The sequence below is a fragment of the Anabaenopsis sp. FSS-46 genome (genome assembly GCF_029891665.1).
In the GTDB taxonomy this organism is placed as follows: Bacteria; Cyanobacteriota; Cyanobacteriia; order Cyanobacteriales; family Nostocaceae; genus Anabaenopsis; species Anabaenopsis arnoldii.
This window is the reverse complement of record NZ_JANQDG010000115.1, coordinates 1-21,118: the sequence shown is the minus strand read 5'-3', so window position 1 is coordinate 21,118 and position 21,118 is coordinate 1. Positions and strand designations below refer to the sequence as shown.

Sequence of the window (21,118 nt, the reverse complement as noted above, 5' to 3'; positions counted from 1 at the left end):
ATCCCAGAGTTTGATAGTCTTGTCATCACCCCCACTAGCTAGGGTTTGACCATCCGGGCTAAATGCTACAGAACAAACCGAGCCAGAATGTCCACTGAGGGTGTCGCGGAACTTACCCGTCTTTACATCCCACAGTTTAATAGTCCAGTCCCCACCCCCACTAGCTAGGGTTTGACCATCGGGGCTAAATGCTACAGACCTAACCGAGCCAGAATGTCCTCTGAGGGTGTAACGGAGCTTACCTGTCTTGACATCCCAGAGTTTGATAGTCTTGTCCACACTCCCACTAGCTAGGGTTTGACCATCCGGGCTAAATGCTACACTATAAACCGAGCCAGAATGTCCGGTGAGGGTTGTGTGTAGACAGGGGGTATGAGGTGGTGGGGTTATTCCCTCTCCCCTGGAAGGGACAGGGGAAAAAACAGGACTCAAAACAGTCATCACCTCTTCCACAGACTGATAACGCAGCTTGGGTACAGGATTTGCTAACTTTTCTAAAATCTTACCCAACTCATCACTAACAACATTCCCATTCAAGAAATCTCGCCATACCCATTCTGCATTCATCGGATCATATAAATTAAAGGGGCTAACTCCTGTTAATAAATGCAGACAGGTGAAACCTAAACTATATAAATCACTGATAAATATAGCTTTCCCCATAGACTGCTCAGGGGCGCAATATTCCGCTGACCCGATAATTGTCCCTGTAGCTGTGCGTTGTTTGGTTTGTACCACCTTCGCAGCGCCAAAGTCTACTAAAAATAACTTGTTGTCACTACTGCGGCGAATGATATTCTCTGGTTTAATATCTCTGTGAATTACCTGCTGACTGTGGACAAACTTGAATATCTGCAACAGTTCTATTAATAATCCTCCTATTTGCTGTTCTGCAAACACCCCGGTTTGATCTAATTCCGCTTGTAGGGTTTCCCCTTTGACAAACTCCTGAACCAAATATTGACGATTATCGGCGGTGAAATAAGCCATTAATTCGGGAATTTGGGGATGTTTACCCAGTTCTTCTAAACGTTCTGCTTCTTGTGCAAATAATTGGGAAGCCTTTTCTATACTGTCTGTTCCTTGGGCTTGGGGGAGGAATTGCTTAATGACACAATAGGGTTTTGAGGGTTTATCTTCGTCAATGGCTAGAAATGTCCGACCAAAACCCCCTTGTCCTAAAATTGACTGGGGGCTATACCTTTCTCGTAGGAGTAACTTGTTACCACACTTTTGGCAATATTGGCAAGTATCCAGGTTAAGGTGGAGACACTCCGGGTTAAGACATTGACGCATAGATTCACACCATGGGCTGGTTATTTATGGCTAAGAAAAATTATACAAGAAAATATATAAATAATTATACATCTTTGCTGTTTTGAGTGCGGTTACCCATGTTTACACAGATGATACATAGTATTGAGTAGTTGGGTTGAACGAAGTGAAACCTAACAAATGCTGGTAAATGTTGGGTTTCGTTCCTCAACCCAACCTACAAAAATTAAATTGATATTATTTATTATATAGCCTTTTTCAGGCTCATGAAGTACACACCAATTCCCTATTCCCTATTCCCTGTACCCTCAAACTAAAAAAAATTGTACCTCACGAGCATGGGAAATGCTCTAATGGCATAGATAGAACAAATAAAATAAAAGTATTACCCATTACCAATTACTCAAAGAAAATGATTGCAGCTAAAGAAAACACCCCCCACCTCACCCCCGAAGAATACTTTGCATGGGAAGAAAAACAACTAGAAAAACACGAATATATCAACGGCCAAGTTTACGCCATGAGTGGCGGTAGCGTCAATCATAGCCGCATTGCTATTAGATTTACGACTATGTTTGATACCCATTTAGACGCTAGTAGTTGCATAACAGGTAACTCAGACCTCAAAGTTAATATTTTAGGTACTAATAACTACACTTACCCAGATGTTAGCGTCACCTGCGACGATCGCGACAAAACCAATACCCAATATATTACCTACCCCTGCTTAATAGTTGAAGTTTTATCAAAAACTAGCGAAGCTTATGACAGAGGTGGTAAATTTAGAATGTATAAAAATAATCCAGCCTTAATAGATTATCTGCTGGTCAGTTCCACCAGCATGGAAATTGACCTTTATCATAAAAACGAGGCTGGAGACTGGTTAATTATCAACTACAAACCAGGTGACACCATCCAACTTAAAAGCATTAATCTTAACTTTCCCCTTGAACAAATCTATCGCGGTTTAAATCTTGAACCAGAGAATGGGGAATAATAGAAGTATTACCAAATTACCTACTATCCATTAACCAATATGCTCACCCTAGAAACAGCCATTCAAAAAATTCAACAACTCCCCCCCGAACAACAAAAAAAAGTGATTGAATTTGTAGAATTTCTGGAATTTCAATCAAGTCAAACCCCTGATCAGCAAACACCCACTGCAACAGAAACCCCCAAAACATCCTTCGCAGCAGCGACTAAAGAATTTATCGGTTGTCTTGACAGCAATCTTCAAGACCTTTCCCATAATCCTCAGTATCTAGAAAAATTTGGCCAATCATGACTAGAACCACAATTTTAGATACAGGAGTTTTAATTGCTTACCTGATGCCCAAAGATAAATTTCACCCTTGGGCAGTTTCCCAACTCGCTCAAATCAGCACCCCTATCTTAACTAATGAGGCCGTAATTACAGAAGCCTGTTTCCTCGCCCAAAGGATTCATAATGGACAAGAAACTATTCTAAAACTGATTCAACAAGGTCATATCATTATCCCTTTTATCCTCAACCAAGAAATTGAAGCCATAGAAAACCTAATGAAACGCTATGCTTCAGTACCAATGTCTCTAGCTGATGCCTGTTTAGTCAGAATGAGCGAAATGTACGAAGATAGCCAAATTCTAACCCTAGATAGTGACTTTACCATTTATCGAAAGCAGCGCAACCAACCAATTTCCGTCATTATGCCTAACGAGAATTAAGCTATGACTCAATCTGAAGCTGAATTAGAACAACAGTTAATTGAACGCCTAACCACATTAGGCTATGAACCTGTCACCATTGGCAACGCTGAAGACCTCAAAGCCAACCTGAAAACCCAACTGGAAAAATATAACGGTATCCAACTCAGCGACACCGAATTTAAAACCATCCTCAACCACCTAGATAAAGGTAACGTATTCGATCGCGCTAAACGCCTCCGGGATAAAATGGAACTCAACCGCGACGATGGTACAACCTTTTACCTAGAATTTATCAACACTGAGCATTGGTGTCAAAATCAATGTCAAGTTACCAACCAAACCGATACCAGTAACCGCAGTCATAGCTGCAACAAATTAAACGAATTTATTGCGGACTATAACCAGATGTATAAAACCCAGCATTCCGCTAGAGATAGTCAGGCTTTCTATGCCTACTACAAAGATATTTCTAAACGGAATTATTGGAAATTATCAACAAGTTTGATGACGCTATTGGTGAGATTGATGAGGAAGAGTAAAACAGTTCTCAAAACAGGCGATCGCCCCTGGGAAATACCAGTAATCACACGGTATTGCTGAGGGTAATATCTTCTGAATATGCGCCTTTGAGAATTTAACCCGGCTATGAGATACGCTCATATGATCTCCGGGATATTTTCATTAACTATGGACGTAACTGGATTCGAACCAGTGACCTCTACGATGTCAACGTAGCGCTCTAACCAACTGAGCTATACGTCCTTAACCACACGATTACTTAACTTAGCACATATCTTACAGGAAAGCAACTATTATTTTATTTATTTTATTTATTTTGCTCACTAGTCAGTCTCTAAAACCCTGGAGGCTTTTCTCAAGATATAGCATTTTCCATGCTTGTGAGGTAAAAAGTTTTTTAGTTTCAGGGAACAGGGAATAGGTAATAGGGAATTGGTGTGTACTTCATTACCCTGAAAAACCCTTTATGTACTATAAGTAATTTTTTATATTAGTATTTTAATTTATCCTCCTGGTTAAACAGTAAATAAATATACTAACTTTACAATAAAATACCAGATTCTCAACATAGGCTGTAATTTAGAGCCTGTTTATACAGTAAATATAAGGATTTGAGGCTTTAAAAGGATAGAAATTAGGGGTAACCGACCCACTCTAAAATTTACCTTTAATTCTCCATCGTGTTTGTCGCAGTCATGCCATATCATATTAAAAAATATTTGCACACATTCCCTAGGAAGATGACCTGAATAATTAGCAGGTTTAAATTAAAATTAGTGTGTCGATTAACTGCTTTCTATGGAGGTTTAGCCGAGTGCTAAACCTTTTTTATGCTGATATATTTCAGTTATGGTATTGCTTATATCTAACCTATAGATAGATGAAATTTACACAAAAGTACATTTACAGTGATAATACATGGTAAACTCTTGCTGAATGTGGGCTTGGCTAATGCTCAAGCCTCTTTTGTGTGTTTTCAATTTAGCTCTGGGTTTATGCTTTAGTGCATTGAAAAACGATTTTAGCATTATATCATAAATGTCGGTTTTTTGTATATATCGATAGGTATTATAAATAATTTATTTATGCTGTTATTATTCAGTTCGTTAATGCCTGAAAAACATATAACTACCCTGGAGTTAAGGCCAGGGTTTTCTTTTGAGATGTTGGTTACAGATAGATGACATCTCACCAGGGTATGAGTAATTTTTTGATGACTGCCTATCTATTGTGGATAATGATACCATGTTTATAGATATGATATTTAGCATATTTAATATAATTTGTATACTGCTTGAAGGCAGATGAATTATAATCAGTTTATATATAAATTGGCTAAATATGGTAAACACCTGGTATATATAAAGGTCTGGCTCTAGTTCAGGCCTTTTTCGTGCTTTTAATATATGAATGAAATGCCAAATATAAATTGAACCTAATATTCTACTGGCCGCAGGAAGATGAAGTTGAGAAAAAGTTTTCTTAAATTGTAAGTTAGTACGTTGTTAAGCACAGCAATAATCAAGGTTTGGTTCACAGCCAAACCTTTTTTTATGATTAATAATTGCTTATTTATCAGCTTTGAGACTATTTGAACACATCCTTTAGGAGGATGAACTAAAGGTATAGAACTATTAAATTATTATTGGTGTAGTAAATGCTTGGTATACATAAGGGCTTGGCTTGTCCAAGCCTTTTTTCCTGAGAATTTATATCAGCTTATATCAGCCGGAAGATGAAATTTTGGCGGTGAAATTTTGAGTATAATTAAATACTAAATAAATATATGGCATTATTATATGGCATTATTATATTGATACCATGACATGGGGACGGAAAAGAATTTAAAGAGTTGTAAACTATGATAGACTCTCTAGCTGGCTGGAGAGTTTAGGATGGATATAAGATAAAAGCCAAACTTAATAGCTGATGACAGTCAAAAGCATCCCTAAAGCCATGAAAAGAGGATTCCCCACAAATTAGCAATGGCTGAATTAGCTTTACGACTGATATTCAGCAGATACAAGCTAAATCTTGATAGTTCTTTGATTCCATACTGTAAACCTATGACACTCAAACTCACAGTTCCCAATATGGCTTGTTCTGCTTGTGCCAACAATATTACTAATGCAGTAAAAGCAGTTGATGCCAATGCTACGATTGAGGCTGACCCCCAAACCAAATTTGTGAGCGTAGAAACTCAAGCATCGGAAGCATCAATTAAGAATGCTTTAGCTGCTGCAGGCTATCCAGCTGCTTAAAACTGATTATACCGGCTCAGATGCCTAGGGTATAAGCGTTTGATGTAATTTCCACATCTAAACTAAATGTGTTTGAGCGGATGAAGTTGCATTCATCAATTGGATGCAACTTTGACTGGATAGGCTACACTAGCAAAAGTGATTGACTGAGCATGGATACTCTCACGCTTAAACTCCGGGGTATGAGTTGCGCTTCCTGCGCAAACAACATTGACCAAGCAATTCGCTTGATTCCAGGGGTGATTGACTGCAATGTTAACTTTGCTGCTGAACAGGCTACAATCAATTATGATCGAACACGTACTAATTTAAAGATTATCCAAAGCGCCATCGATGCTGCGGGATACTCTTCTTACCAGGTTTCAGAAGACATACTGACTGGAGAAGATGATACTCACACAGCAATTAAGTTAGCCGCGGAACAGGAAATTAGCCGCAAGGTGATTGTGGCGGGTGTGATCGCTATAATCATTTTTGTGGGTTCCATACCCATGATGACAGGGTTAAATTTCTGGTTTATTCCCGAATTTCTGCATAATTATTGGGTACAGTTACTGTTGACTACCCCAGTACAGTTTTGGTGTGGTTGGGGTTTTTATGTGAATGGCTGGAAAGCCCTCAAGCACCATACAGCAACAATGGATACCCTGATGGCAGTGGGTACAAGTGCTGCATATCTATATTCTTTGTTTGTGACTCTGTTTTCGGGATTTTTTACGGCTCAGGGTATAATCCCTCATGTATATTATGAGGTTTCGGTAACTGTAATTGCTTTAATTTTGCTGGGACGGTTGTTAGAGCATCGCGCTAAGGGAAAAACCTCGGAAGCTATTCATAAACTGATGGGACTACAACCCAGAAATGCTAGGGTTATCCGTGGTGGTGTAGAAATGGATATTTCTATTACCGAGGTGGAAATTAATGATGTGATTGTGGTGCGTCCAGGGGAAAAGATTCCTGTAGATGGTGAGGTGATTACTGGTATTTCTACGGTGGATGAGTCCATGGTTACTGGTGAAAGCTTACCAGTGCAAAAGCAACCGGGTGATGAGGTAATTGGGGCGACTATTAACAAAACTGGTAGTTTTCAGTTTCGAGCAACACGAGTGGGAAAGGATACTTTTTTGGCGCAAATAGTCAAACTTGTGCAGCAAGCACAGGGTTCTAAAGCGCCAATTCAAAGATTAGCAGATCAGGTTACAGGATGGTTTGTACCTGCTGTAATTGCGATCGCGATCGCCACTTTTGTGATGTGGTTTAACTTCATGGGTAACTTTACCCTAGCAATCATGACCACAGTGGGTGTACTGATTATAGCTTGTCCCTGCGCTTTGGGTTTAGCGACTCCCACTTCAATTATGGTGGGCACTGGTAAAGGTGCGGAAAATGGTATTTTAATTAAAGATGCCCAAAGCCTAGAGCTAGCACACAAAATCACCACCATTGTTTTGGATAAAACCGGAACTTTAACTCAAGGGAATCCCACAGTTACCGATTTTGTCTGTGTGAAGGGTACTGCTAACCACAATGAACTACAGCTTTTACAGTTAGCTGCTGCTGTAGAGCGAAATTCGGAGCATCCCTTGGCTGATGCGGTGGTAAAATATGCCCAATCCCAAGAGGTGAGTTTAATTGAGTGTAATGACTTTGCAGCTGTCCCTGGTAGTGGCGTTCAAGGTGTGGTGTCAGACCGCTTAGTACAAATTGGTACAGAACGCTGGTTGACAGAACTGGGAATTAATAATCACTCCCTCCAGGAATATAAACAAGTCTGGGAAGCTGGGGGTAAAACTGTGATTTTAATAGCTGTAGATGGTGTTCTAGAAGGAGTGATGGGTATTGCTGATGCTCTGAAACCTTCCTCAGCAGCAGCAGTTAAAATACTACAGAAACTTAGATTAGAAGTGGTAATGCTGACTGGAGATAACAGTAAAACTGCGGAGGCGATCGCCCAAGAAGTCGGTATCCAGAGAGTTTTTGCAGAGGTACGCCCAGATCAAAAAGCCGCCATAATTCAATCCCTCCAAAGCGATGGTAAATCTAAAATTGTGGCGATGGTAGGTGATGGTATTAATGATGCACCTGCACTCGCACAAGCAGATGTGGGTATTGCGATTGGTACAGGAACAGATGTGGCGATCGCCGCGAGTGATATTACTCTGATTTCTGGAGATTTACAAGGAATTGTGACGGCAATTCAACTTAGCCGGGCTACAATTGGCAATATCCGCCAAAATCTCTTCTTTGCCTTTATTTACAACATCATAGGTATCCCGGTCGCTGCGGGAATTCTCTTTCCCTTCTTTGGGTGGTTGCTAAATCCGATTCTTGCAGGCGCTGCAATGGCTTTATCTTCCGTCTCTGTGGTCACCAATGCCTTGAGATTGCGGAAATTTAAACCAAAAATCATCTCTGGAGGTGTACAATAACTTCAACTATGTTCAATAAAAATATACTTTGGGCTAGTCTGGCGGCTTTGGGTCTATCCCTAGGAACAGCATCAGCAACAATACCAACTCATTCATCAGGGGAAACTAATGATTTTCACCCTAGGTCGCAACCTTTGGCCTTGAAAGTTGGTGTAACTATTGGTGGTGTCGCTTTAATTGCGTTAGAGCTATGGTGGTTTCTGTTGAGTAAATCACCATCACAACCCAACCGCAAAGAAGATTAATTAGGGAAGCGATCGCAGTTCCGTATATTTGTATAAAGCGATCGCCAGATTAATCCCTAGCCACAGGGATAGATCATCAAAATTGTAATTCTCTTTTGGCAGAGACGATTGCAGTGGCAAGCCCCCCATCCCCCCAAGAGACTTCCCCAAGGCTTAAAGAAAGAGCAGTCCATTGATTTTTGGCAATAAAAAAAATTCTGCGGGGTTTTAGGCTTAAAATTGCTTAAAAGGTCAACTTATAGTTAACTTTGCCACCCGCAGGACATCCCCAGCTATGATTAATGAAATTTTTCCTTTCCATTTTCAGATAGACAAAATCGCCATCGCCGGAACCTGTCTGTGGTCATTGGCGCTATACTTGATATTTTCCCCACTGCGTGATACAATAATAGAACTGCTCAGTAAATGGTTTAACTTCGCCGAGCGATCGCTTTACATCAGTCAACAAGAATTTGAAAAAACACGCCAAGCCAGAGAATCTCAAAACGCCTTTTACGCTTCACTATTTAGCATCATTCCCTTTCTAGTAATTGGCGGTTTATCCAACTGGTTTCTAGAAATTAGCTTAGGACGTAGCTGGGGCATCAGCATAGGTATAATGGCTTGTATTATTTCTGCTATTTATGAACTAGCTCGCCAAAGTGGGGAATTAGACGAATGACCCTTCCACAATAGCTATTTCCTCATCAGTTAATTCATAGAGTTCATACACCAACTGATTAATCTGTCTATCTGTAGCATTAAGTTGTTGTTTAATTCTTCTTTTAGCTGGTGGTGTTTGAGCTTGATTTAGCTGTTCATGCAAAAACAACATTTGTTCAACCAGTCTAACCATTTGATTGTGAAGATTTGTTTCTGATAAATTCTCGAAATTAATCCTGCGGATTGGTAGCTGTTCAACAAACTGAGTAAAATAACGGAAAAACCCACCACGAATTGTGGTGCTAATATTCTTGAAGTAAAAATCTAATAACTTACTATTGAGTAATCCTAAAATATATTTAATAGACTCATTGACATCATTTTTCAGTGTAATTCCATAACCACTAGTAAAAGCATACTCTCCTCTTTCATCTAAGGCAAAAGATGCTTTAATGGCAATATCAGGTACTAGTATTTTAGGATATCTCATCAACTCTATATTTTGATTTCTTGTATAACCATACCAACTTGATCCAAGCATCTTACCTTTTTCTCGGTTTTCTAATTTGATTTGATTTTGGATGAGATAATCAAGAGTTAGCGGATAATTATTACAGAGTTTATTTTCATTTATCAGATTAACTTGTCCGTTTACTATTTCGTAAGGAATAATCAATAACTTATTGGAATATAAAAGCTGATAGGCTTTAATTTCCTTACCCTGCAGAAAAGGACAAGTTAAACTTGATTCAATTGTAATTACTTTATCTAAAGATTTAGAATACACATCTAGTAAGTTATCTCTGGTTTGAGAAATAAAATCTACAACATATACTTCATTCGCGCTGGTTCTAATACCTTGGGAAATATTATTTTTTATTTTCCCTAAACTGACGAATCTATGATCATTGAACTTCTCAAAGAATAAGGCGTTATTAAATTTGCTAAAGTTCCAGGTTGTACTAATAAAAGATTGTTGAATAAGGCTGATTTTTTCAATACTGTCATCAGTAACCCACTCTAATAAATCCTGTACTTGAATAAAAGTAACTTCTGATTTATTTGTCTTAGATAAGAAAAGCAAACAAGTATAAGTTGATACTTTAGGAAAAACTTGTTGATCACCAAAGTAAACTATTTTTTCCAGGTATTGACCTTTAGCAATTAATTTTCTTAAAGATTCTCCATATTGAGCATTAAAAAACTTATGGGGTAAGATCAAACCCAAACGCCCATCCTTTCTTAACAGATTTAGTCCTTTTTCGACAAAAACAACATAAATATCATAATTTCCCTTACTAGCAGAAACATATTGTTCCTTATAAAATTCTACTTCCAAAGTAGCCCATTCCTTTAAAGCTTGAATGCGAATATAGGGAGGGTTACCAATAACTACATCAAACCCCCCTCGGTTCATAATTACCGGGAAAGCTGTTTCCCAATCAAACACATTAACTCGATAAGCTGTATCTTCATCTAATAAATTAAGCTGATTATTGTGATAAAATTTTCCATCTATTAAAGAGTTACCACACTGAATGTTATTATCTAAATCTGGTAAAGCCCTTTGGTTTAAAAATTCTAACTGTTTGGTAATAGTTTCACCTGACTCACCTTCTAAGACCTTTAACAACAAAGATAACTTAGTTGTTTCCACTGCTTGTTGGTCAATATCTACACCATAAACGTGAGTTAATAAAATGCGTTTTCTCTCAGTCGCAGTTAACCGCCAAGTATTACCGCTAACTTGATAAATTTTACTTTTGTACTTCTTGGGGTTTTGCAGATATTGCTGTAAATACCAATCTAATAAAAATTGATAAGCGACAATTAAAAAAGAACCAGACCCACAAGCAGGGTCAATAATTGTCATATCCTGAACTTTTTCCGGTTTCTTATCCTCTAATGCCTTACCAATGGTATGTTTAACAATATAATCCACAATATAACTAGGAGTATAATAAACACCCCCGGCTTTTCTAACTTCTGGTTTATCTTCTATTACTACTTGGCGACTTGCAGATAAAGTAATCACTTTACCTAGAAACTGCTCATAAACTTGTCCTAAAATTTCTACAGGAATTACAGAAAATTCATATGGACTTTCTGGGGGGTAGAGTTTTTTAATAATAGCCCTCAAGGGATAATCTTCTATTACCAAATTGAGCGTAAAATCATCGGGTGCTTCCCTTCCTTTCTCCTGTTGAAAGTGAAATAACCCAGAATTATAACGATAGTCAGCACTAATAAATAAACGCCCTAACTCTTGATAAATATTATGAAATTTTAATAAGTTAAATAACTGCTGATAATTTTCTATTTCCCTATCTTCGCAAATCCGCAGAAAGACTATTCTATTAATGGTGATTTGGACAGCAAAGTTTAACTCTCGTTGCTCAATTTCTGGGTTGCGCCAAGCAATATTAGCGCCTAAATTTTCTCGCCAAGTTTCAATTTCCTGTAAAAAAGCCTTATCAACAGTGATACCGGCTTTTACTTGAGTTTCAGCAAATTTTTCTAAAGCACCATTTAAGACCGCTTCTTTAGAAAATAGTTGATAAATTTCTGCCCATTTTTCTATATATTCTGTATAATGAAAATGTTTAACTCTGCCTTGAGATGCTGAATCATTTTTATTGGGCATCAGGCGACAATCATAAACGGAAAATTCCTCAAAATCTGTGAGAATGCTTAGGGGTAATTTAGCTGACCATCCATAACGCCTGAGTTGAAATGCAGCACTAATATTTGTCCCTACATTTACAGCAGGTTTTTTCGCTTCTACAAAAAACTTTCTTACTCCCCCCACCCGAAAACTATAATCTGGTGCTTTGGCTTTTTGAGTATGGCTAATTTTTAAACTATCTTCATGAACAACATCTTGGTAAATATCTGTAGTTTGTTGTTCATTGCTCATGTCCCATCCCAAGGACGCAAAAAATGGATCAATAAATTGAATCCGAGTTTGTGTTTCGTTTAACCCACCTGCTTTATATAAATCTATTTGCTGGTGAAAATGCTCAACCAGTCGAATAATACTTACAGGAACATTCATGTTTAGTGTTAATAAGTAGTGTTATAGCATTTCCCATGCTCGTGAGGTACAAATTTGTTTAGTTTCAGGGAACAGGGAACAGGGAACAGGGAATAGGGAATAGGCAATTGATGTGTACTTCATTAGCCTGAAAAAGGCTATATTTGAGTTATATATATGAATTTTCTATCTCTTCTGTGACAATTTGTGCTAGTTTATCCGCAGCACCACTTTCTCCCCTAACATTACGTAGTTTATCCCGAATTGCCGCTAATTTTTCTGGATGAGTCAAAAAATCTAAAACCATTTCTCCTATTTCTGGGGGCTGGATTTTGCCCACTAGTTCTGGTACAATTTCTTCTTGTGCCCAGATATTGGGCCATGCTAATAAACCTTTACGACTCAATACCAGCCAGTTAATCACCTTAGCAAAGGTGGAACCCAACCCTGGTAAATTAGCTAATAATCCCGGTAAACCATCCCAAGAACGCATAGCATCAAGTTGTTGTGTTGGTATCAAAACAATCATCGGTACAGCTAAAGCCCCCAGTTCGGCTGTGTTTGCCCCTACGGTGGTTAAGCAGATGCTGCAGTGGGATAATAATTCATAGGCGGGATTTTCTCTGCACAGTTCCACAGATAAACCTTTCTCTGTTTTGAGGGTGGGATGCTCTGATTCCACTAAAACAGCGGGGGAACTACCAAATACCTTGACAAAAGGATTGTTTTTTGCATCAGCAAAACTTGCTAAGGTTTGTAAATCCAATGTCGGCGCTAGGGGAATTATAAATCTGGTTTGGGGTCTTCGGGCGTGAATATATTCAGCAATAGCCAAGCATAATGGGACACCTTGAGCTAATTTTGCGCTTTTGGAACCGGGGAGTAAACCAATTATTTCTGTGTTTGGGGAGGAGTTGGGAGTTAAAACTTGCTCGAGTCTCTGCGCTTCTACCATTAAGTCTCCCACAACTGTAAATTTATGGGCATATTTTGGGGGGACTTTTTGGGTAACTTTCGACTGCATGACTGCAAACCGGTCAATCCAATGATACCAACGTGCATCCCATTCAGCATACACCACTGTGCGATATCCCAGTTTTTTGCCAATGACCAGGGGAAAAATTTGATCGCCACCTAGGAAAACTACCACACCGCGATCGCCCCAGTCCCAATTTTCGGCAGTTTTTCCCCACAGCAAGAACGGCCAAAAATGTTTTGCTGCTTGTACTCTATCCACTTCTGGATAGGAAAGGGCGATCGCTGCTTCTTTACCGCTAGCATTTGGACAAGGTGACAAAACTACAGAAATCCTCACCACACAAGGATTATCCGCTAATTTTTGCCGCAAAGACTTGACAAATGGACGCACCCATGTAGTTACCTCCCCAGGTCCATTGGAGAGAACTAATATATCAACTGGTTTACTCATTGGTGATTGGTGATTGGTCTCTAGTCATTCTAGTTCTGAGTCGCCAATCGGTAAATATTACGATTTTGTTACAAAAATGTGAGTAAACACTTTTGTGATTTGTCAAGATTTATAAATAAATATTTATTTTTTTATATCGATTTGTGTCATAAAGCCCAAAAAATGCTCAAAGGTCAAGGTTTTTCTGATAAAAAATTAATATTGCCGAAAAAAAGAAGTAACTCTGGCGGCAGATGTCGCTGAGAACTTCAGTTAGAGAACACGCATCACAAGGAGCCTATCTGCATGTTCACCCACGTCAAGTCCACCATTAGACATATTGCGCCTGATAACTTACGCGGACGTAATTTAATCAAGGTGGTCTATGTCGTGCTTGAGTCCCAGTATCAAAGTGCATTGTCGCAAGCTGTTAGCACGATTAACTCGAACAACCCCAATCTAGCCATTGAGGTGAGCGGGTATTTGATCGAGGAACTCCGAGACCCAGAGAACTATGAAGAGTTCAAACGGGATATGGAAACTGCTAATATCTTTATCGCTTCACTTATTTTCATAGAAGACTTAGCACAGAAAGTAATTGCTGCCGTTGAACCATACCGCGATCGCCTGGATGTAGCGGTAGTGTTCCCATCAATGCCAGAAGTAATGCGCCTGAATAAAATGGGCAGCTTTTCTTTAGCACAGTTGGGACAATCCAAGAGTGCGATCGCTCAATTCATGCGCAAACGCAAGGAGAAATCAGGGGCGGGTTTCCAAGACGGAATGTTAAAGCTCTTGCGGACCTTACCCCAAGTATTAAAATTCCTGCCAATGGAAAAGGCACAGGACGCGCGAAACTTCATGCTCAGTTTTCAGTATTGGCTGGGAGGTTCACCAGAAAACCTGGAAAACTTCTTGCTGATGCTAGCTGATAAATATGTATTAAAAGATGTAGACAAAAAAAACTTTGCATCTCCTACATATGAAGCGCCAGTTGTCTACCCGGATATGGGTATTTGGCATCCTTTGGCAACCACAATGTTTGAGGATGTCAAAGAATACCTGAATTGGTATACAGCCCGCAAGGACATTTCCGGCGATCTCAAAGATCCCTTAGCTCCTTGTGTAGGATTAGTATTACAACGTACCCACCTAGTTACTGGTGATGATGCTCATTATGTAGCCATAGTCCAGGAATTAGAATCACTCGGTGCAAAAGTCATTCCTGTGTTTGCTGGTGGGTTGGACTTCTCTAAACCCGTAGATGCTTACTTCTACGAACCAACTACCAAAAACGCCTTAGTAGATGCAGTCGTCTCTCTGACTGGTTTTGCTTTGGTAGGTGGCCCCGCCAGACAAGACCATCCCAAGGCCATTGAAGCCCTAAAACGCCTCAATCGTCCTTACATGGTGGCATTGCCCTTAGTATTCCAAACTACCGAAGAATGGTTAGATAGTGATTTAGGCTTACATCCCATACAAGTAGCCTTACAAATTGCCATCCCCGAATTAGATGGAGCCATTGAGCCAATCATTCTCTCAGGTAGAGATGGAGCTACAGGTAAAGCGATCGCCCTGCAAGATAGAGTAGAAGCAGTAGCACAACGGGCATTAAAATGGGCTAACCTGCGCCGCAAGCCCAAACTAGAAAAAAAAGTTGCCATCACCGTTTTCAGCTTCCCCCCAGATAAAGGTAACGTCGGTACCGCCGCCTACCTAGATGTATTCGGCTCCATCTACGAAGCATTAAAAGGGCTAAGAAACAACGGCTACGATGTGCAAAACATCCCCGAAAGCGCCCAAGCATTGATGGAAGAAGTCATCCACGATGCTCAAGCCCAGTATGCAAGCCCAGAACTGAACATCGCCTACAAGATGTCAGTACCAGAATATGAAGCACTTACCCCCTACTCTCAACGCCTAGAAGAAAACTGGGGACCACCCCCCGGAAACCTCAACAGCGATGGGCAGAACCTGCTAATTTACGGTAAACAATTTGGTAACGTCTTCATCGGCGTACAACCCACCTTTGGTTACGAAGGTGACCCCATGCGCCTATTGTTCTCCCGTTCCGCCAGCCCACACCATGGCTTTGCAGCTTTCTATACCTACCTAGAACGGATTTGGGGCGCAGATGCAGTGCTGCACTTTGGTACTCACGGCTCCTTGGAATTCATGCCGGGTAAGCAAATGGGGATGTCTGGAGACTGTTACCCAGATAACTTAATTGGCACAATTCCTAACCTGTATTATTACGCAGCTAATAACCCCAGTGAAGCCACCATCGCCAAACGGCGTAGTTACGCTGAAACAATTTCTTACCTCACCCCACCCGCTGAAAACGCCGGTTTATATAAAGGTTTGAAAGAACTCAGCGAGTTAATAGCTTCCTACCAAACCTTAAAAGACAGTGGTCGCGGTATTCCCATTGTCAACACCATCATGGATAAATGCCGCATCGTCAACCTGGATAAAGACATTAACTTACCAGAAACCGACGCTAAAGATATGACCGCCGATGAGCGAGATCAAATCGTTGGTAGGGTCTACCGCAAGTTAATGGAAATTGAATCTAGGTTATTACCTTGTGGCTTACACATCATTGGTAAACCACCCACCGCCGAAGAAGCAGTAGCTACCCTGGTAAACATCGCCAGTTTAGACCGTCAAGAAGAAGAAATTCTCAGCTTACCCCGCATCATTGCTAACAGCATCGGGCGGAACATCGACGATATTTACCAAAACAGCGACCTAGGGGTTTTAGAAGATGTGCAACTACTACAAGACATCACCCTAGCTACCCGGGGCGCTGTGGGCGCACTCGTCAAAGCACAAACCGACGCGGAAGGGCGAGTTTCCCTAGTTTCCCGCTTGAACTTCTTCAATATGGGTAAAAAACAACCTTGGGTAGAAGCATTACATCAAGCAGGTTATCCCCAAGTTGACGCTGCTGCTTTAAAACCACTATTTGAGTATTTGGAATTCTGCTTACAACAAGTTTGTGCAGATAACGAACTCGGCGCATTACTCCAAGGTTTAGAAGGTGAGTATATCCTACCTGGCCCCGGTGGTGACCCCATCCGCAACCCGGATGTACTACCCACAGGTAAGAATATCCACGCCCTAGATCCCCAATCTATCCCCACCACCGCCGCTGTGCAATCAGCCAAAATCGTTGTAGATAGGCTGTTGATACGTAACAAGGCAGAAAATGAGGGTAAATGGCCAGAAACCATCGCCTGTGTCCTTTGGGGAACCGATAACATTAAAACTTACGGTGAATCCCTAGCACAGATTATGTGGATGATTGGTGTGCGTCCGGTTCCCGATGCTTTAGGACGAGTGAATAAATTAGAATTAATACCTTTAGAAGAGTTGGGACGACCCAGAATTGATGTAGTCATCAACTGTTCCGGTGTGTTCCGCGACTTGTTCATTAACCAAATGAACCTCCTAGACCAAGGAGTAAAAATGGCTGCGGAAGCTGACGAACCTTTAGAAATGAACTTTGTCCGCAAACACGCTTTACAACAAGCTGAGGAAATGGGAATTAACCTCAGACAAGCAGCAACCCGCGTATTCTCCAACGCTTCTGGTTCCTACTCCTCAAATATTAACTTGGCGGTAGAAAACAGCACTTGGGATAGTGAGGCCGAGTTGCAGGAAATGTACTTGAGACGGAAATCATTCTCTTTCAACTCCGATAACCCCGGTGTGATGGATGAATCCCGGCAGATTTTTGAAACCACTTTAAAAACCGCTGATGCAACTTTCCAAAATCTCGACTCTTCCGAAATTAGCTTAACTGATGTTTCCCACTACTTTGATTCCGATCCCACAAAGTTAGTCGCCAGTCTGCGTAGTGATGGTAAAAAGCCAGCATCTTACATTGCAGATACCACCACAGCTAATGCACAGGTGCGGACATTATCGGAAACTGTACGTTTAGATGCGCGGACTAAGTTGTTAAACCCCAAATGGTATGAGGGGATGTTATCCCACGGTTACGAAGGTGTGCGCGAACTCTCTAAGCGGTTGGTAAATACCACCGGGTGGAGTGCGACCGCTGGTGCTGTGGATAACTGGATTTATGAAGATACCAATGAAACCTTCATCAAAGATGAAGAAATGCAAAAACGGTTGATGAATCTCAACCCCCATTCTTTCCGCAAGATTGTCTCAACCTTGTTGGAGGTGAATGGTCGGGGTTATTGGGAAACTAGCGAGGAGAATTTAGACCGCCTCCGCGAGTTGTACCAAGAAGTCGAAGACCGCATCGAAGGAATAGAATAACCTTGAGGATAGAGGCGCTCTTGAGAGCGTCTCTACTCATTCTCAAGGACGATATCCCATCAGGTTTTCAGTCTGCTTTGATGAGACAATTAACAGAATATCTATAGTCATCCTATTTGAGTTGAGAAATTATCAGTGAGGAAAGGTAAAAGAAATTGTTCATGAATCATTGAGAATTGCTATATGAAAAATCAGGCTTATGCTCAACTTGAATTATTTCAATTATTCCAACCCCTAAAAATTATTAAACATCAAACAAAATTTACATTTTTAGACCTTTTTTCTGGTATAGGTGGCTTTAGAATCCCTCTCGAAGAGTTGGGCGGTTTTTGTTTAGGATATTCAGAAATTGATAAAGAAGCTATTAGAGTTTATAAAAATAATTTTATTCATGAAACTAATAAGGCTGAAAAATATTTAGGAGATATTACTAATTTAAACAAGCTACCCTTTGATATAGATATCATGGTTGGTGGTGTTCCTTGTCAACCGTGGTCTATAGCAGGTAAATTACAAGGACTAGAAGACCCAAGAGGTAAATTATGGCTTGATGTTTTTAGAATTGTCCAAATTAACCAGCCTAAAGCATTTATATTTGAAAATGTTAAGGGTTTAACGGAGCCTAGAAATAGGAAAAGTTTAGAATATATCATTGATAATTTGTTAGCATCAGGTTATGTAGTCAAATATCAAGTCCTTAATTCCTATGATTTTGGTTTACCACAAGATAGGGATAGGGTATTTATTGTTGGTATTAACAATAATATCCATAACTCCTGGGGTTTTACATTTCCTCAACCTTTGAATCAACACCCCAAGATTTATGATATTGTCCCTGGAGTGGAACGTACTCAATTTACCAAGAGGAAATTTCCCCCAGAAGTTCTATTTCCAGATGGTAAAATCCCAGCTTCTAGAGGAAGATTTCAAAAGATAGATGAGTTGAATGATTTTTTTACATTTGCCGATATTAGAGACGGACATAGTACAATTCATTCTTGGGATATTATACCAACCACTACAAGAGAAAAGTTAATTTGTAAAACTCTATTGAGAAATAGAAGAAAAAAAATTTATGGACCTAAAGACGGTAACCCTTTAGAATTTGAAGTATTACAATCTTTGATTTCTAATTTATATATAGAAGAAATTAATACTTTAGTAGATAAGGGTATCCTCCGTGCTGTTGAAGGTAAAGGCTATGAGTTTGTAAATTCTAAAATTTCTTCAGGGATTAATGGTATTTCTAAAATATATTTACCTCATGGTGATGCAATTGGAACTTTAACGGCTACGGGAACAAGAGACTATATATCTATAATATCTATACAATGTCAGGAACCAGAATTATATAAGCAAAACTTTATCCAGCAAGTTTATCTCAAGAATCAGTATAAACCTTTAACCTCCCAAGATTATGCAAGATTACAAGGATTTCCAGATAATTTCCAAATTGCAGATAATGAAACTACAGCCAAGCATCAATTAGGTAATGCTGTTTCTATTCCTGTCATTTACCATTTAGCCCAACCTTTGTTAAAAATAATTTTGTCATAAGATGTTTTAAATATGGTAGCTATTAATTCAAAAACTCGCGCTGCAATAAAAGGTTATTTAGAAGGTTTTATCAAGGGTCTGATAGATGAGTATAAAGGGCGAGAAATTTTAAAACCTGTTAGCGCTAGGGAATATTTATCAAGATACTCATCTAATGGGGAGTTAAAGCCATTTCAAGCCGCAATCATCCCCCCAGAACTAATCAGGATAAATCAATTTGAACGTGGTTTGAGTACCAGGTTAGGAAATTCCCTTGAAGAATGCGCGCGCCTAATTGCATTGGAGCATCATCAAGATGTGCGCCGAGGTTATGATATTGAAGCCCAAGTTAGTAATTCCGCCTTTGCAGAAGTAGAAATTCAAAAACAAAATTATGAATCTGCTGTTAACAAAAAACAAGAAAAACCAAATCTTAGACAATGGAAAGGTCATGTTCCTCTTCAAATTGGATGAAGCGGTCGTAGACTACTTGAGGAACATAGGCTGATATATTAGTATTTTCAGTAGGCATATAAGTAAACCATAAGTAGATTACCCTAATATAACATTAGTAGTCTACTTATGGTTTACTAAAAGTTGATTTTGCTAAATTATTAGATTTAACGTATATCCTCAAAATCACCTAAGTCCAACGTAAGCTGTTCATTACGATGACTAACAAGCTTATTAAACTTACTTATAAATTCTTCCCATGTATCAGAAATTTGTAGCAAAGTAATAACAGACTGTAATTGACTCATCAGATGTGGATCACCAATATCCTCTGTTAAACTTTGAAAAAATCTTGCACTATAATTACCAGATTCAGTTTTAGGTGTTTTTCTTTTAAGCTCTTCTAAAACTCCAGGGGGTAATTGTTGATAAATAAACTTATTAGTCCAAGTACCAACAACACCAGGGCGTTTTTTTATCCCATTTACAGTAAAATCCCAACCTCTTAATCTAAAAATTTCCTGATAATAAATATCAGGAAATACTTTTTGCCAAGCACGCAATTCCTCATTTACATAAATATCTATAAGCTTTTGAAGCTCATTCCTTTCTCTTTCATATTGATAACCAGTGGCTTCATCAATTAAAGCTATCAAACCTAATTTAGCAAAACTTCTAATTATAATTTCACATTGTGCCGCAATTATTTTTTGCCTTTCACCTAAGTCAATATGCTTTCTTGCTTCTAAAAAGGCATCACAAATATCTAAGAGTGCATAAGATTCAAAACCATTTATCTTTTTTTCACCTTTGTAACAAACTATGGGATCTAAATGCCCACTTTCCTTGGATTTCATCTGAGTTCCTGTGTAGCATCAAACGTAAATTTTAACCCCTTCCTAAGTGGCGATTTGGTTAAGGTGTTATAATGACACCATACCCTATGAAATCAACCATGACTTACACACCTGATGATGTTTGGCGCTTATTAGGTGAGTTGATTGTAGCTCAAAAGGAAACAGAGCGCCGCTTTCAAGAAACTGAGCGTAGTTTTCAAGAAACGGAGCGGTTTCTTAAACAACAAGCTCAAGAAACAGAACACCGCTTTCAAGAAACAGAGCGGTTATTAAAAGAACGATCTCAAGAAACAGAACACCGGTTTCAAGAAACAGAGCGGTTTCTCAAACAGCAAGCTCAAGCAACTGATAAGCAGATTAAACAGGTAAGTCAACAACTGGGTAAGTTAGGTAATCGTCTAGGGGAGTTTGTAGAATGGCAAGTACGCCCTGCTGCGGTAAGATTGTTTCGAGAACGGGGTATTGATGTCCATGAAC

The 21,118-nt window shown here is 39.5% G+C and carries 15 protein-coding genes, 1 tRNA gene and 1 pseudogene; 12 read left to right on the top strand and 5 right to left on the bottom strand.

What is annotated here, in order from left to right; all coding sequences use genetic code 11:
* Positions 1 to 1,296, bottom strand: a 1,296-nt coding sequence (locus tag NWP21_RS14365; RefSeq protein ID WP_280793200.1) for a serine/threonine-protein kinase, incomplete at its 3' end; no start/stop codon positions are given.
* Positions 1,297 to 1,687: 391 nt separating this feature from the next.
* Here NWP21_RS14365 and NWP21_RS14360 point away from each other — a divergent pair.
* From NWP21_RS14360 to NWP21_RS14345, 4 genes are read left to right on the top strand one after another with little or no spacing between them, the layout of a single operon-like run.
* Positions 1,688 to 2,272: a Uma2 family endonuclease gene (locus NWP21_RS14360; RefSeq protein ID WP_280793199.1), complete on the top strand. Its 585-nt coding sequence runs from the start codon at positions 1,688 to 1,690 to the stop codon at positions 2,270 to 2,272.
* A 39-nt stretch (positions 2,273 to 2,311) separates the two neighbouring features.
* The gene (locus NWP21_RS14355; RefSeq protein ID WP_271732140.1) at positions 2,312 to 2,563 is read left to right on the top strand and encodes a DUF2281 domain-containing protein; all 252 of its coding nucleotides are present in this window, start codon (positions 2,312 to 2,314) and stop codon (positions 2,561 to 2,563) included.
* On the top strand, positions 2,560 to 2,982 hold the full coding sequence (locus NWP21_RS14350; RefSeq protein ID WP_271732139.1) for a PIN domain-containing protein: 423 nt from the start codon (positions 2,560 to 2,562) through the stop codon (positions 2,980 to 2,982). Before NWP21_RS14355 ends, NWP21_RS14350 begins: the two co-directional genes overlap by 4 nt.
* Positions 2,983 to 2,985: 3 nt before the next feature.
* The gene (locus tag NWP21_RS14345; RefSeq protein WP_271732138.1) at positions 2,986 to 3,564 is read left to right on the top strand and encodes a type I restriction endonuclease; all 579 of its coding nucleotides are present in this window, start codon (positions 2,986 to 2,988) and stop codon (positions 3,562 to 3,564) included.
* 88 nt (positions 3,565 to 3,652) lie between these two features.
* Here NWP21_RS14345 and NWP21_RS14340 read toward each other — a convergent pair.
* A tRNA-Val gene (locus NWP21_RS14340) sits at positions 3,653 to 3,726 on the bottom strand.
* A gap of 1,823 nt (positions 3,727 to 5,549) precedes the next feature.
* Between NWP21_RS14340 and NWP21_RS14335 the strand changes: the two genes are divergently transcribed.
* The 4 genes from NWP21_RS14335 to NWP21_RS14320 all read left to right on the top strand — a co-directional run bounded on the left by NWP21_RS14335 (position 5,550) and on the right by NWP21_RS14320 (position 9,079).
* Positions 5,550 to 5,744: a heavy-metal-associated domain-containing protein gene (locus NWP21_RS14335; RefSeq protein WP_271732155.1), complete on the top strand. Its 195-nt coding sequence runs from the start codon at positions 5,550 to 5,552 to the stop codon at positions 5,742 to 5,744.
* A 152-nt stretch (positions 5,745 to 5,896) separates the two neighbouring features.
* The gene (locus tag NWP21_RS14330; RefSeq protein ID WP_280793198.1) at positions 5,897 to 8,173 is read left to right on the top strand and encodes a heavy metal translocating P-type ATPase; all 2,277 of its coding nucleotides are present in this window, start codon (positions 5,897 to 5,899) and stop codon (positions 8,171 to 8,173) included.
* A gap of 8 nt (positions 8,174 to 8,181) precedes the next feature.
* Complete coding sequence (locus tag NWP21_RS14325) at positions 8,182 to 8,418, top strand: hypothetical protein (RefSeq protein WP_280793197.1); 237 nt, start codon at positions 8,182 to 8,184, stop codon at positions 8,416 to 8,418.
* Between the two features lie 274 nt (positions 8,419 to 8,692).
* Complete coding sequence (locus NWP21_RS14320) at positions 8,693 to 9,079, top strand: hypothetical protein (protein WP_271732135.1); 387 nt, start codon at positions 8,693 to 8,695, stop codon at positions 9,077 to 9,079.
* Here the strand turns inward: NWP21_RS14320 and NWP21_RS14315 are convergent.
* Together NWP21_RS14315 and NWP21_RS14310 are read right to left on the bottom strand one after the other, a co-directional pair.
* Complete coding sequence (locus NWP21_RS14315) at positions 9,068 to 12,115, bottom strand: N-6 DNA methylase (protein ID WP_280793196.1); 3,048 nt, start codon at positions 12,113 to 12,115, stop codon at positions 9,068 to 9,070. The two genes, NWP21_RS14320 and NWP21_RS14315, sit on opposite strands and share 12 nt — an antisense overlap.
* 148 nt (positions 12,116 to 12,263) lie before the next feature.
* Entirely contained in the window at positions 12,264 to 13,523 is a 1,260-nt protein-coding gene (locus tag NWP21_RS14310) for a lipid-A-disaccharide synthase (protein WP_280793195.1), read from the bottom strand.
* Between the two features lie 285 nt (positions 13,524 to 13,808).
* Between NWP21_RS14310 and NWP21_RS14305 the strand changes: the two genes are divergently transcribed.
* The 3 genes from NWP21_RS14305 to NWP21_RS14295 all read left to right on the top strand — a co-directional run bounded on the left by NWP21_RS14305 (position 13,809) and on the right by NWP21_RS14295 (position 19,805).
* The gene (locus tag NWP21_RS14305) at positions 13,809 to 17,795 is read left to right on the top strand and encodes a magnesium chelatase subunit H (protein WP_280793194.1); all 3,987 of its coding nucleotides are present in this window, start codon (positions 13,809 to 13,811) and stop codon (positions 17,793 to 17,795) included.
* A gap of 183 nt (positions 17,796 to 17,978) precedes the next feature.
* Positions 17,979 to 19,352, top strand: coding sequence for a DNA cytosine methyltransferase (locus NWP21_RS14300; protein WP_280793193.1), 1,374 nt, complete (start codon positions 17,979 to 17,981; stop codon positions 19,350 to 19,352).
* A 12-nt stretch (positions 19,353 to 19,364) separates the two neighbouring features.
* A complete protein-coding gene (locus tag NWP21_RS14295) occupies positions 19,365 to 19,805 on the top strand; it encodes a TdeIII family type II restriction endonuclease (protein ID WP_280793192.1) in 441 nt (146 codons plus the stop codon).
* A gap of 146 nt (positions 19,806 to 19,951) precedes the next feature.
* On the opposite strand, the gene NWP21_RS14290 is transcribed toward NWP21_RS14295, so the two are convergent.
* On the bottom strand, positions 19,952 to 20,641 hold the full coding sequence (locus NWP21_RS14290) for a P63C domain-containing protein (RefSeq protein WP_280793191.1): 690 nt from the start codon (positions 20,639 to 20,641) through the stop codon (positions 19,952 to 19,954).
* Positions 20,642 to 20,739: 98 nt separating this feature from the next.
* Between NWP21_RS14290 and NWP21_RS14285 the strand changes: the two are divergent.
* A pseudogene (locus tag NWP21_RS14285) lies at positions 20,740 to 21,118 on the top strand (hypothetical protein); the annotation flags it as partial.

What these genes read in the sequence shown, in the direction of transcription:
- NWP21_RS14360 (WP_280793199.1), top strand. Translation starts at nt 1,688, where the DNA reads ATGATTGCAGCTAAAGAAAACACCCCCCACCTCACCCCCGAAGAATAC.
- NWP21_RS14355 (WP_271732140.1), top strand. Translation starts at nt 2,312, where the DNA reads ATGCTCACCCTAGAAACAGCCATTCAAAAAATTCAACAACTCCCCCCC.
- NWP21_RS14350 (WP_271732139.1), top strand. Translation starts at nt 2,560, where the DNA reads ATGACTAGAACCACAATTTTAGATACAGGAGTTTTAATTGCTTACCTG.
- NWP21_RS14345 (WP_271732138.1), top strand. Translation starts at nt 2,986, where the DNA reads ATGACTCAATCTGAAGCTGAATTAGAACAACAGTTAATTGAACGCCTA.
- NWP21_RS14335 (WP_271732155.1), top strand. Translation starts at nt 5,550, where the DNA reads ATGACACTCAAACTCACAGTTCCCAATATGGCTTGTTCTGCTTGTGCC.
- NWP21_RS14330 (WP_280793198.1), top strand. Translation starts at nt 5,897, where the DNA reads ATGGATACTCTCACGCTTAAACTCCGGGGTATGAGTTGCGCTTCCTGC.
- NWP21_RS14325 (WP_280793197.1), top strand. Translation starts at nt 8,182, where the DNA reads ATGTTCAATAAAAATATACTTTGGGCTAGTCTGGCGGCTTTGGGTCTA.
- NWP21_RS14320 (WP_271732135.1), top strand. Translation starts at nt 8,693, where the DNA reads ATGATTAATGAAATTTTTCCTTTCCATTTTCAGATAGACAAAATCGCC.
- NWP21_RS14315 (WP_280793196.1), bottom strand. Translation starts at nt 12,115, where the DNA reads ATGAATGTTCCTGTAAGTATTATTCGACTGGTTGAGCATTTTCACCAG.
- NWP21_RS14310 (WP_280793195.1), bottom strand. Translation starts at nt 13,523, where the DNA reads ATGAGTAAACCAGTTGATATATTAGTTCTCTCCAATGGACCTGGGGAG.
- NWP21_RS14305 (WP_280793194.1), top strand. Translation starts at nt 13,809, where the DNA reads ATGTTCACCCACGTCAAGTCCACCATTAGACATATTGCGCCTGATAAC.
- NWP21_RS14300 (WP_280793193.1), top strand. Translation starts at nt 17,979, where the DNA reads ATGAAAAATCAGGCTTATGCTCAACTTGAATTATTTCAATTATTCCAA.
- NWP21_RS14295 (WP_280793192.1), top strand. Translation starts at nt 19,365, where the DNA reads ATGGTAGCTATTAATTCAAAAACTCGCGCTGCAATAAAAGGTTATTTA.
- NWP21_RS14290 (WP_280793191.1), bottom strand. Translation starts at nt 20,641, where the DNA reads ATGAAATCCAAGGAAAGTGGGCATTTAGATCCCATAGTTTGTTACAAA.